This window comes from Mycolicibacterium tokaiense (assembly GCF_010725885.1).
In the GTDB taxonomy this organism is placed as follows: Bacteria; Actinomycetota; Actinomycetes; order Mycobacteriales; family Mycobacteriaceae; genus Mycobacterium; species Mycobacterium tokaiense.
Genome location: NZ_AP022600.1, coordinates 88,268 through 100,391 on the forward strand (window position 1 = coordinate 88,268; position 12,124 = coordinate 100,391).

The 12,124-nt window shown below is 68.4% G+C and carries 10 protein-coding genes; 6 read left to right on the forward strand and 4 right to left on the reverse strand.

Annotation, left to right across the window (positions count from 1 at the left end; translation table 11 throughout):
* The first annotated feature begins 6 nt into the window (after nt 1–6).
* A complete protein-coding gene (locus G6N58_RS00365; RefSeq protein ID WP_232068060.1) occupies nt 7–474 on the forward strand; it encodes an SRPBCC family protein in 468 nt (155 codons plus the stop codon).
* The gene (locus G6N58_RS00370) at nt 464–2,269 is read left to right on the forward strand and encodes a sulfatase-like hydrolase/transferase (RefSeq protein WP_115280196.1); all 1,806 of its coding nucleotides are present in this window, start codon (nt 464–466) and stop codon (nt 2,267–2,269) included. Before G6N58_RS00365 ends, G6N58_RS00370 begins: the two co-directional genes overlap by 11 nt.
* On the opposite strand, the gene G6N58_RS00375 is transcribed toward G6N58_RS00370, so the two are convergent.
* The 4 genes from G6N58_RS00375 to G6N58_RS00390 are packed head-to-tail and all read right to left on the reverse strand — an operon-like array spanning nt 2,262 to nt 6,643.
* A complete protein-coding gene (locus G6N58_RS00375; protein ID WP_115280195.1) occupies nt 2,262–2,699 on the reverse strand; it encodes an SRPBCC family protein in 438 nt (145 codons plus the stop codon). The genes G6N58_RS00370 and G6N58_RS00375 overlap by 8 nt on opposite strands.
* Before the next feature lie 2 nt (nt 2,700–2,701).
* Nucleotides 2,702–3,709, reverse strand: a complete 1,008-nt coding sequence (locus G6N58_RS00380; RefSeq protein WP_115280194.1) for a TAXI family TRAP transporter solute-binding subunit — start codon at nt 3,707–3,709, stop codon at nt 2,702–2,704.
* Nucleotides 3,706–5,703 (reverse strand): TRAP transporter permease, encoded by a 1,998-nt coding sequence (locus G6N58_RS00385; RefSeq protein WP_115281922.1) that lies wholly within the window; start codon nt 5,701–5,703, stop codon nt 3,706–3,708. Before G6N58_RS00385 ends, G6N58_RS00380 begins: the two co-directional genes overlap by 4 nt.
* Complete coding sequence (locus G6N58_RS00390) at nt 5,681–6,643, reverse strand: Lrp/AsnC family transcriptional regulator (protein ID WP_115281921.1); 963 nt, start codon at nt 6,641–6,643, stop codon at nt 5,681–5,683. The genes G6N58_RS00385 and G6N58_RS00390 overlap by 23 nt, the downstream gene beginning before the upstream one ends.
* A 220-nt stretch (nt 6,644–6,863) precedes the next feature.
* Between G6N58_RS00390 and speB the strand changes: the two genes are divergently transcribed.
* From speB to G6N58_RS00410, 4 genes are all read left to right on the forward strand, one after another.
* The gene (gene speB, locus G6N58_RS00395; protein WP_115280193.1) at nt 6,864–7,820 is read left to right on the forward strand and encodes an agmatinase; all 957 of its coding nucleotides are present in this window, start codon (nt 6,864–6,866) and stop codon (nt 7,818–7,820) included.
* Nucleotides 7,813–9,408: a thiamine pyrophosphate-binding protein gene (locus G6N58_RS00400; RefSeq protein WP_163907794.1), complete on the forward strand. Its 1,596-nt coding sequence runs from the start codon at nt 7,813–7,815 to the stop codon at nt 9,406–9,408. Before speB ends, G6N58_RS00400 begins: the two co-directional genes overlap by 8 nt.
* A 12-nt stretch (nt 9,409–9,420) precedes the next feature.
* Nucleotides 9,421–10,887 carry a sodium:solute symporter family protein gene (locus tag G6N58_RS00405; protein ID WP_115280191.1) on the forward strand — a complete coding sequence of 489 codons (1,467 nt, stop codon included), beginning with the start codon at nt 9,421–9,423 and terminating at the stop codon, nt 10,885–10,887.
* A 154-nt stretch (nt 10,888–11,041) separates the two neighbouring features.
* Nucleotides 11,042–12,121 carry a GGDEF domain-containing protein gene (locus G6N58_RS00410; protein ID WP_115280190.1) on the forward strand — a complete coding sequence of 360 codons (1,080 nt, stop codon included), beginning with the start codon at nt 11,042–11,044 and terminating at the stop codon, nt 12,119–12,121.
* Nucleotides 12,122–12,124 lie beyond the last annotated feature (3 nt).

Sequence of the window (12,124 nt, forward strand, 5' to 3'; positions counted from 1 at the left end):
CCGCTGGTGGTGTTCAATACGCAGGTGGCAGACATCAGCCGCAGCCGCGTGGTCGCGGCCGGCCAGCAGGCGATCTGGGATGTGCTGGCCGACTTCGGCGCCATCAGCAGCTGGGCACCCCTGGTGGATCACTCCAGCCTGCTCCACGCCGACGCCCAGCCGCCGGACCAGGCCCGGCGCGTTCAGATGGGCCGCATCACCGTCATCGAGAAGGTGGTGGCCATCGATGCGCCCACCACCTTGGCCTACGACATCGAGGGTCTCCCGCGGATCATCGCCGGCCTTCGTAACAGCTGGGAATTGGCAGCACTGCCAACAGGTTTCACCGTCGTCACCCTCACCACGACGGTCGCAATCGGCCCCCGTGCCCCGCAGCAGCTGGCTGAGCGGGTGGTCTGCAGGCTGGCCGCCAGACAATCCGAACAGCTCCTCGCGGGGCTGGCATCACTATGGGAGGACCGCCATGCCCGCTGATCGACCCGACATCGTCATCATCATGACCGACGAGGAACGCGCGACCCCACCCTACGAGGCCACCGAGGTGCTGGCCTGGCGGGAGCGCACACTCACCGGCCGAAAGTGGTTCGACGACAACGGCGTTTCCTTCACCCGGCACTACACCGGGTCGCTGGCGTGTGTGCCGAGCCGCCCCACGATCTTCACCGGTCAGTACCCAGACCTGCACGGTGTGACGCAAACCGACGGGATCGGCAAGCGCTTCGACGATTCGCGACTGCGCTGGCTGCGCCCCGGCGAAGTACCCACCCTGGGCAACTGGTTCCGCGCCGCCGGATACGACACCCATTACGACGGCAAGTGGCACATCAGCCACGCCGATCTGACCGACCCGGACACCGGCGCGCCACTGGCCACCAATGACGACGACGGCGTGGTGGACAACGCCGCCGTCGCCCGCTACCTCGACGCCGACCCGCTGGCGCCCTATGGGTTCTCGGGCTGGGTGGGGCCGGAACCTCATGGAGCTGCGCTGTCCAACAGCGGCATTCGCCGCGACGGCCTGTTCGCCGACCGGATCGTCGCCTGGCTGAACGATCGGTATGCGCGTCGCCGCGCCGGTGACGATGCGGCGCTGCGTCCCTTCCTGTTGGTGGCCAGCTTCGTCAACCCGCACGACATCGTGTTGTTCCCCGCCTGGGTGCGCAACAACCCGCTCGGGTCCTCACCGCTGGATCCGCCCACGGTGCCCGCTCCGCCCACCGCCGACGAGGATCTGGCCACCAAACCGGCCGCGCAGATCGCGTTTCGCGAGGCGTACTACTCCGGCTATGGCCCCGCCCCGGCGATCAGCCGCGCCTACGCCAAGAACGCGCAGCGCTACCGCGACCTGTACTACCGATTGCATGCCGAGGTCGACGGCCCGCTGGACCGGGTGCGTCGCGCTGTCACCGAGGGCGGCTCGGACAACGCGGTCCTGGTACGGACTTCGGACCACGGTGAGCTGCTGGGCGCCCACGGTGGGCTGCACCAGAAGTGGTTCAACCTCTACGACGAGGCCACCCGGGTGCCGTTCGTGATCACCCGCATCGGCGACAACCCCACCACAGCACGTACGGTCGCGGCGCCCACGTCGCACGTCGATCTGGTTCCCACGCTGCTGGCAGCAGCGGGCGTGGACGTCGGCGCCGCCGCAGCGCAGCTGGCCGCGACCTTCACGGAGGTGCACCCATTGCCGGGCCGGGATCTGATGCCGGTGGTGGACGGCGGGGCTCCCGACGACTATCGCGCCGTGTATCTGCTGACGCGGGACAACGTCCTCGAAGGCGACACCGGCGCCTCCGCAGGCGCCCGCGGGCTCGGCGTCACCTCCAATCCCCCTGCTCCGCTGCGTATTCAGCTTCCCGCCCATGTGGCCTCGAACTTCGAGGGTCTGGTGGTGCGGGTGAGTGACGACGACGCACCCGGCGGCGCGGGGCACCTGTGGAAACTGGTCCGCTGTTTCGACGATCCCGCGACCTGGACCGAGCCCGGTGTCCGGCACCTGGCCGCCAACGGGATGGGTGGACCCGCCTACCGCACTGATCCGCTGGATGACCAGTGGGAGCTCTACGACCTGACCGTCGACGGCGTGGAGAGCGTGAACCGCTGGACCGATCCGGAGCTGTTCGAGGTGCGGGCACATCTGCGAGCCCAGCTCAAGGACTGCCGGGCCGCCGCCGTGCCGGAGCGCAACGTCCCGTGGCCGTACGCCACCCGGACGCCTCCTGAGCCCAGGAGTGTGGTGGGGCAATTGTGGGAGCGGTTCAGCTAGCCGCGGTCGCACGGGCACAGCTGTCCAGAATCGCCCGGAAGTTTCCCGGCAACAACCGAGAAGTCAGCGCCTCCAACGCTTTCCCACCGAAGAAGAGCGGATGGCGGTATGTGGTCGACCAGCACACCCAGGTACCGCTGCGGGTTGGCTCCAGGGTGAGCGTGCCATCCTCGTGATCGAACAGTGGGAACGATCGGATGATTCGATACGAGTAACTCCGCGGGGGATCGTAGGTGGTTATCTCCTCGCGCAGCCACATCCCCACCGCGATGGCCTCACGCCGCGCACCGAGGCCCGGCTCCGGTGACGACGGGGCCCATCTCGCTCTGAGGATGAGTGGCGCGGACACCAGATTGGCCGGGTCCGCAAGCCACGCGAAGACCGGTTCCGGCGGTGCCGCGATGGTCCGCTCCACCCTAACCGTCACCACGTCTAGGACGCCCCGCCCAGCTGTTCCAGCGCCAGCTCGGCGCCGCGGTTCAGCGGCACCGGGTCGGTCTCGCGCGCTTCCTCGAGCTGGATGCCTTTGGCCGCACCCACCACCTCGGCCAGCTGCGGCTGCCGCTCGAAGAGGGTCTTGGTGAGGACACAGGCCAGGTTGGCGTCCAGATCGTCGCGGACCAGCAGCAGGTTGGGCACCACGATGGTGGAGGCGTCGGCGGGCAGGCCGTAGGTGGCCGCCGGGATCACGCCCTCCTCGTACACCTCGCTGATCTCCTGCATCGTGGGCAGCTCCGGGGTGATGTCGAGGAACGACACGTCGTCGCGTGACGCGGTGAACAGGTCGGTGATTCCCGGGGTCGGCAGGCCACCGGACCAGAACAGGGCGTCGATGGACCCGTCCTTCATCCCGTCGACGGTCTTGGTGAGGTCCAGGCGCTGCGCGGAGACGTCGGTAGCGGGGTTCAGGCCGGCCGATTCCAGCAAGCGATTGGCGATCACCTCGGTACCAGAACCGGGCGACCCGGTGGAGACCCGCTTGCCGCGCATGTCCGCGATGGAGGTGATACCGGCATCGTTGCGCACGATCACCTGGGTGTAATTGGGGTAGATCCGGGCCAGCGCCTGCACGGGCTCGGCCTTGCCGTCGAAGCTGCCCTTGCCCTCCACGGCGTCGGCGGCGGTGTCGGCCAGCGAGAAGGCCACCTGGTAGGTGCCGCTGACCAGCTGCTGGATGTTCTGCACCGACGCACCGGTTTCGGCCGCGGTGGCTTTCACCGTGCCGTTGGTGGCGTCGGAGACCTGCTCGGCGTAGGCGTTGCCCAGGGAGAAATAGACACCGGTGGCGTTGCCGGTGGCGATGCTGACCCGGGTGTCTGCGCCGACCTCACAGGTCACGTCCCCGCCGGAGTCCGCCGTGGGCGCGTCCTGCCGGCCACCACAGGCCGACGCGGACACCAGCACCACGAGTGTCCCGAAAATGGTTGCCGCACGGTTCATGCCGATCTCCTTTGATGGATGAAGGTGAGCGCGGCCGCCGAGAGCAGACACGCCGCGCCGGCCACGATGGTGACCGGTTGCAGGAACAGAAGCAGGGCCGCAGCCACACCGGCCAGCACACGCGCGGCCACCGGAGCAGCCCCGATCCCGAGCACCCAGCCACCGGCGGCGAACGACAGCGCGGCGATGCCCACACACGCCACTGCCAGCGCCCACACCACACCCAGCACCGGACCGCGACCCAGCAGGTACTCCCCCGGGTCGGTCAGCACGAAGGCGATGGGCACACAGAACGCCGGGGCGGCATAGCGCAGCGCCTGCCACATGGTGGGGAACGCGCGGCCACCGGTCACCGCCGAAGCGCCCACGGCGGCAAGGGCTGTCGGTGGTGTGACTTCTGAGAGCACCGAGTAGTAGAAGACGAACATGGCCGCTGCGGGTGCGGGCACATCGAGGGCCAACAGCGCGGGCCCGATGATCACCCATCCGATCACGAACGACGCCGTCACCGGGACCGCCAGCCCCAACAGCGCCAGGGCCACCGCGGCGAAGATCGCGGTGAGTGCCAGCACCAGCGTCCGGTTGTCGGTGATCGCCGAGACGCCGCCCACCAACAGCGAGGAAAACTGGGCGCCCAGACCGGTTTTGGTGGTCATGGCGGTGATCACCCCGGCGGCCGCACACACGGCGACCACCGGCAGCACCCCGCGCACACCGGAGCTGAGCGCCTCGAACAACCGCCGTGGTGTCAGCCGCGCCTGGGGATCCAGGAAGGACAGCACGAAGGCCAGCAGCGTTGCGTAGACCACGGCGCGGGTGGCGGAGAAGCCGAGGGCCAGCAGCACCACGATTGCGATCAGCGACGAGAAGTGATAGCCGAACCGCGCCAACAGCTTCCACGGTGATTCGGCTTGAATTTCGGTGCTGCGCATGCCGAAGCGCCGGGCGTCGATCTCGACGGCCAGCAGGATGCCCAGGTAGTAGAGGATGGTGGGAATGGTGGCCCAGCCGAGGACCACCAGATACGAGACCTCGAGGTACTCGGCGACGATGAACGCCGCCGCACCCAGCGTGGGCGGCGACAGCAGCGCCCCCACACCGGCGGCGGCGAGCACGCCGCCGGCACGTTCGGGGGTGTAGGCGGACTGCCGCATGATCGGCCAGGTCACCGCTCCCACGGTGACCGCCGTGGCCGTCCCCGACCCGGAGACGGTGCCGAGCAGGAAGCCGGATGCCACCGTGGTGCGCCCGGCTGCGCTGCGCGACTTGCGGAACGCGGCCACTGACAGCGCAACGAAGAACCGTGCTCCCCCGGAGAGTTCGAGCACCGCGCCGTAGATGGTGAACAACACGATGTAGGTGGCGGCGACGTCGAGGGGGGTGCCGAAGAAGCCGCTGCCGGAGTTGTACAGCGCGTCGACGATCTGGCTGAAATCGAGGCCGACGTGGGCGATGGTCCAGCTCTGCGGCAGCAACCCGCCGTAGTAGCCGTAGGCCAGGAATGCACCGCCCACCACCGGCAGCGCCCACCCAGTCGTGCGCCGGCAGGCCTCCAGGATGAGCACCAACAGCAGCGCACCCATCACGATGTCGGTGGGCTCCTGCAGTCCCTGGCGGTCGAGGAAGGCGTTGTACCCCCCGCCGCCGGACCCGACCGTCACCGGTAGCACCGGGTACAGGCAGACCAGCAGTGTCAGCGCGGCCAGCACCCAGTCCACGACTCCGGGCCGGTTCTCGGGATCCAGCCGTCCCCAGCCGGACCGGTACACCAGGAAGATCAGCGGCAGCGTGCCGGCCAGGAAGACGATGAGATAGAACTGGCTGCCCTGGGCCAACGGCCGGAACACCTGCCAGATGGTGAGTATTGCAACGGCGAAGGCCACCCCGGCGACGAACCGGTTGACGTTGCCGAGGAGTCGGCGCCCCGGCTTCTCCTGATCGTCGACCGCAGTGCCCGCCATCTGGCCGGATTCACTGGGAGCTACCGCCTGCATCACTCGAAACGGTATGCCGCCCAGCGTCGTCGCGTGGCCGATTGCCGAGTTCGGGTCCCTCGAATCCTGCGGCGTAACTCTCCTTGACCACCGCCAGGTGCGCCCAACTGTCCACGGCGCCAACACCCGCAAGGCCGCGGACGGCATCCAGAGCCTCGACGAGTTGGCTGTTGGAGAAGGCGCGAATGGTGGCCAGAACGTCGTAACGGCCAAGCGTGCGGGCCACGAAGATGGCCGCCGGCATGGCCGCCAGCGCATCCAGCGCCGAGTCCTCGGCCCCGGCCAACCGGATGCCCAGACCCATCGCCACCTGACGGTCACGGCCCGAGTGCCGCACCACCGCCCCGATGCGCACCACCTGCTCGTCTATCAGGCGCAACACACGACGTCGCGCCCCCGCTGCGGAAAGCCCCACCACCGTCGCCAGATTCACGAAGGAGGCCCGCCCGTCTTCCTGCAGAGCGCGTAACAACGCCCGGTCCGTACCGTCGATCTCCGTACGCACGTCACCGACGGGCCCGACGACATCGCGGACCACCTCCACGTAGGTGAGGGTGTCGACGCCCACCACGCCGTCGAGCCCGCGCAGGTCGGCGACACTGCGGTCGATGTGGCGGACCGACGGCGCCCGGACCTCGGCCACCATCGCGTGGGTTCCGCTGGTCAGGGACAGGAAAGGCACATCGGCGCGCTGCGCGACGTGCTGCGCCACGGGTGTTGCCGGGCCCGCCAGCGCCAGGCTGACATGAGCCAGCGCACCGCGTCCCAGAACCGCGGGGTGGACGGCACCACGGATGATCACCTGCCCGCTGGAGATCAGCCGTTGCACCCGGGCCGCGGCCGCCGATCGGGACAGCCCGACCGCACGGGCAATTTCGCGGTGGGTCAACCGCCCGTCGACCTCCAGCAGCGCCACGATGGCCTCGTCGGTTTCGTCCACGGGCCCTCCTTCGACGAAATTCGCCAAGAAATTTTCGACCGTCACTGGGCGGCATCACCATCATAGACAGCGCCCGTTAGCCCCGCATATGACGGACCCGACTGATCTTGCCGGCACATCATGATCTGAAACACCGCTGTAACTCACGAACTGCTTGCACCGACTTCTGTCGCGCCCCTACAGTGACCCACACCACACCGGCCCTCGTCAGGAGTTCCCCATGAGCACCCTCGGTCCCGTCGACGCGTCGACGAATCCGCGTTTCGCCGGCATCGCGTCATTCGCCCGCCTGCCGCGCCTGGACCAGGTGCCCTCGGCCGATGTCGTGATCGCGGGCGTTCCGTTCGACTCCGGCGTGTCCTACCGGCCGGGCGCCCGGTTCGGGCCCAGCCACGTCCGCGAATCTTCGCGATTGCTGCGGCCGTACAACCCCGCCCTCGACGTGTCCCCGTTCGACATCGCGCAGGTGGCCGATGCCGGCGACATCGCCGCCAATCCGTTCAACATCAACGAGGCCATCGAGACCATCGAAGCCGCCGCGCTGGAACTCACCTCCGACGGCGCCGCACTGGTGACCATCGGCGGCGACCACACCATCGCGCTGCCTCTGCTGCGCGCCGCCGCGCACCGCCACGGCCCCGTCGCACTGGTGCACTTCGACGCGCACCTGGACACCTGGGACACCTACTTCGGCGCCGAATACACCCACGGCACACCGTTTCGCCGCGCCGTAGAGGAAGGCATCCTCGACACCGAGGCCCTCAGCCACGTCGGCATCCGCGGCCCGCTGTACGGCAAGAAGGATCTCGAGGACGACCGCCGATTCGGCTTCGGCATCGTGACCTCCTCTGACGTGTACTACCAGGGCGTGCGTGAGGTCGTCGACAAACTTCGCCAGCGCCTCGGAACCCGGCCGGTGTACGTGTCCATCGACATCGACGTCCTCGACCCGGCCCACGCCCCCGGCACCGGCACGCCGGAAGCCGGCGGCGTCACCAGCCGCGAATTACTGGAAATCGTACGAGGTTTCGCCGGCCTCAACGTAGTCGGCGCCGATGTCGTCGAGGTGGCACCCGCCTACGACCACGCCCAGCTCACCGGGGTGGCCGCCGCGCACGTGGCCTACGACCTGGTGTCACTGCTGGCGCTGCGACACGAGGCCGGCTCCGGTGCGTAACGGCGGTGACGTCGTGGTCGAAACACTGGCAGCCCTGGGGGTTTCGCACGTGTTCGGCATTCCGGGCCAGCATGCGCTGGGCCTGTTCGACGCGATCCGCCGCAGCGACCTGCGGTTCGTGAGTTCCCGAGTGGAGAACAACTCCGCGTTCGAAGCCGACGGCTACAGCCGCGCCACCGGCGAGGTGGGAGTGCTGTTCCTGTCCACCGGCCCGGGTGCATTGACCGCACTGGGGGCGCTGCAGGAGGCGTACGCCAGCGCCGTGCCACTGCTGGTGATCACCAGCCAGGTGCCCCGCGCGGGGCTGGGCCAGCGCAAAGGAATGTTGCACCAGCTCGACGACCAACAGCGCAGCGCCCTCAACGTCACCAAGAGCACCGCTGTGGTGCGGCAAGCGGCCGAGATCCCCAGCCTGCTCGCCGACGCGTGGTCACTGGCCCGATCGGCACCGGCGGGCCCCACCTGGGTGGAGATCCCCCAGGACGTGCTCCTCGAACCCACCCACGTGCCTCCAGTGACGTCGACCAACACCTCTGTTGCACAACGCATTCCACGCGCCGAGCTGGTCACCGAGGCCGCCGGATTGCTCAGCGGTGCAGCCCATCCGGTGATCCTGGCCGGCGGCGGGGTGCGCCGTTCGCCCGGTGCGGCCGAGGCGCTGGTGGCGCTCGCCGAGAAATTGGACGCTCCCGTGGTCTCGACCGTCGGCGGCAAGGGCGCCATCTCGTTCGACCACCCGTTGTCCGCGGCGTCCTGGATCGAGGACCGCCACACCACCGACCTGCTGGAGTGCGCCGATGTGCTGCTGGCCGTCGGCACCTCGTTCGGCGAGGTCACCAGCAACTACTTCACGTTCACCCCGCGGGGCACGGTGATCCAGATCGACGCCCAGGCCCGCGTCCTGGAATCCAACCACCCGGGTCTGGGCATCCACGCCGATGCCGCCGCCGCGCTGCAGGCACTGGCCACAGCCGTGTCGCCGGGCACCCGCGACGGCGCCGCCATCGCCGCCGACTTGCGAAAGGCCGTGCAGCAGCGGCTGTCCGAACAGTCGCTGGACCTGGAAATGGAACTCATGGGCGACCTGCGCGCCGCCGTGCCGCCATCCACCCACACCTTCTGGGACATGACCATCGCCGGCTACTGGGCGTGGTCGGCGTGGGATCCCCGCGACGGCGGTTTCCACTCGGCCCAGGGCGCAGGCGGACTCGGCTTCGCCTATCCCGCCGCTCTGGGTGCCGCGCTCGGCAGTGGGACACGTACCGTCGCGGTGTCCGGTGACGGCGGCGCCATGTACTCCATCGCCGAACTGGCCACCGCCCGCCAGCACGACGCCGACGTCACCTGGCTGATCGTCGACGACGGCGGGTACGGGATCCTGCGCGAGTACATGACGGACACCTTCGGTCAGGCCACCGCCACCGAGCTGAGCCGGCCCGATTTCGTCGCGCTGGCAGAGAGTTTCGGTATCCCGGCCGTGCTCGCCACCCCCGAGACCGTCGGCGCACTGGTGGCCGACACCTTCACCCGACCCGGACCCGCCGTGGTGGTGCTGCCCGCACTGCTACGGATGTTCGCCACGACCTGATTCGAGGACATCATGGGCAAGCCCGTCGACATCGCCATCATCGTCGTCTACCTGATCGCCATGCTGGCCTTCGGCTTCTGGGGCAAGACGCGCACCAAGGACTCCGCGGACTTCCTGGTGGCCGGACGCCGGCTCGGCCCGGCGCTCTACACCGGCACCATGGCCGCCGTCGTGCTCGGTGGAGCATCCACCGTCGGCGGAGTAGGGCTGGGGTATGAGTACGGCATCTCCGGAATGTGGCTGGTGGTCGCCATCGCGGTGGGACTGCTGCTGCTCAGCCTGCTCTTCGCCGGAGCGATCCAACGCCTGAAGGTCTACACCGTGGCCCAGATGCTGCGGTTGCGCTACGGCGTGGACGCCACCGCCGCCTCCGGTCTGGTGATGGTCGCTTACACCCTGATGCTCTCGGTGACCTCGACCATCGCCTACGCGACCGTGTTCAACGTGCTGTTCGGCACCAGCCGCACCGTCTCGGTGATCATCGGCGGCGTGGTGGTGATGCTGTATTCGTCCATCGGGGGCATGTGGTCGATCACCTTGACCGACATGGTGCAGTTCATCCTCAAGACCATCGGCATCTTCTGCCTGCTACTGCCGTTCACCTGGACCGAAGCGGGAGGTCTCGACGGCATCCGCGAGCGCGCCAATGATTCGATCTTCGACTTCGGCGCCATCGGCACCCAGACCATCATCACGTTCTTCGTGGTCTACAGCTTCGGCATGCTCATCGGCCAGGACATCTGGCAGCGTGTCTTCACCGCACGCACCCCGGCCGTGGCGAAGTGGGGCGGCACGGCGGCTGCCGTCTACTGCCTGTTCTACGGTGTGGCGGGCGCACTGATCGGCGCCGCCGCATCGACGTTCCTGACCGATGTGGAAGTCAGCGACGACGTCTATGCCCAGATCGCCGAGACCATCCTGCCCGTCGGGATCAGCGGACTGGTGCTGGCCGCCGCCGTCGCCGCCATGATGTCCACCGCCTCCGGCGCCCTGATCGCCACCGCCACCGTGGCCCGCACCGACGTCAAGCCACTGTTGCTGCGCCTGGTGGGGCGACGCGAGGACGAGGCACCCGACGCCGACCGCGACGTGCACTCCGATCGGCTGTACGTCGTCGTCCTCGGCATCGCCGTGATCGTCATCGCAGCGCTGCTCAACGATGTGGTTGCCGCACTGACCATCGCCTACGACATCCTGGTCGGCGGATTGCTCGTCGCCATCCTCGGAGGCTTCCTGTGGCGGCGGGCCACCGGCGCCGGCGCGCTCTGGTCGATGGCCGCGGGCACCGTCACCACCTTGACCACCATGGTGGTGGTGGGCGACGTGCTGGCCAACGAGCCGATCTACTTCGGGCTGGCCGCCAGCGTGATCGCCTACGTGGTGGGCAGCCTGAGTAGCAAACCCACCGAGGCCGCGGTCCTCGACGGGTGGACGTCCCGGCTGGCGGGCCGGGAGGCAACTGTGCCGAACCCCCTCTGACAAATGGTCACGCGTGTACCCTGATTCGTGTTTGCGACTCCCGGTCGTTTGACACATTCGGACCTGCAACTCTCGTCGGACTTGATACCCTCGAATCCTTTGCTGCAGGATCTTCGCCAGAGCGGGTTCCGGGGAAGATTTCAGGGGGCACGACATGCGGTGGCCGCAGCGGTGGCGCCAGTCTGACCACTACGACTGGCTCAGCGGATACCTGCACGCCCGCGAGCTGAGCACACCCGCCCGGATCATGATGTCCACCATCGCCGCGTCGTTCACCCTGAGCCTGATCGCCCTGCTGATCAGTGCCGACGGTCCCCGGGGCGCCGTCCCGGTCGCGATGATGTGGACCGCGGCAGCAGGGGGAGTCCTCGCCACCGTGCTGTGGGCGCGGCGCTGGCCCAGTCACGCCCAGTCGCTGTTCTTCGGGGTTGTCACCAACACCTCCATCGCACTCGCCTGTCTGTCCCACGGCAATCCGCTGGCGTCACTGATCGGGTGTATCGCCTTCGCCACCAGCGGTGCGTACTTTGCGTTCTTCCACTCCACCCGCCTGGTCCTGTACAACTTCGCCGTCGCGGCCACCGTCGGGCTGATCATGGCCGTGAAGCTGGCCCTCGACGGTCACCTGGCACTCGCTGCGGTGGACCTGTGGCTGGTGGTGCAGGTGAACATCGCACTCCCGGTGGCGATCCGGGCTCTGGTCAACGCCCTCAGCGTGGACCTGCTGCATTCCGATCGCGATCCGCTCACCGGGCTGTTCAATCGACGCTCGTTCGAACACAAGACCCTGGGGCTGTTGATGGCCCGCGAGGGCGCCGACGCTTATCTGACGGTGGTGGTGATCGACCTGGACCGGTTCAAGGTGCTCAACGACACCCTCGGCCACACCGCGGGCGACCGCGCGCTGGTGCGCGTGGCCCAGTCACTACGCGCGTTGGCGCCGCACACGGCGGTGGTGGCACGCAGCGGCGGCGAGGAATTCCTCATCGCGTACGTGTCCGCCGACCGCGAACCGGGCACGCACGCCCAGAGAATGTGCGACGGGATCGCCGCGCTGCCGAGCAAGGTCACCGCCAGCGTGGGCACCGCCTGCGCGCCGGTGGACAACAGCGACGACGCCAGCCATCAGGCCCTGATCGCGCGGCTGACCGCTGACGCCGACGCCGCGATGTACGTCGCGAAACGCAAGGGCGGCAACCGTGTTCACCACCACGCGCAGGATTCCGTGCGCTGAGAC

Coding starts and splice junctions, on each gene's coding strand:
- G6N58_RS00370 (WP_115280196.1), top strand. CDS start 464: ATGCCCGCTGATCGACCCGACATCGTCATCATCATGACCGACGAGGAA.
- G6N58_RS00380 (WP_115280194.1), bottom strand. CDS start 3,709: ATGAACCGTGCGGCAACCATTTTCGGGACACTCGTGGTGCTGGTGTCC.
- G6N58_RS00385 (WP_115281922.1), bottom strand. CDS start 5,703: ATGCAGGCGGTAGCTCCCAGTGAATCCGGCCAGATGGCGGGCACTGCG.
- speB (WP_115280193.1), top strand. CDS start 6,864: ATGAGCACCCTCGGTCCCGTCGACGCGTCGACGAATCCGCGTTTCGCC.
- G6N58_RS00405 (WP_115280191.1), top strand. CDS start 9,421: ATGGGCAAGCCCGTCGACATCGCCATCATCGTCGTCTACCTGATCGCC.
- G6N58_RS00410 (WP_115280190.1), top strand. CDS start 11,042: ATGCGGTGGCCGCAGCGGTGGCGCCAGTCTGACCACTACGACTGGCTC.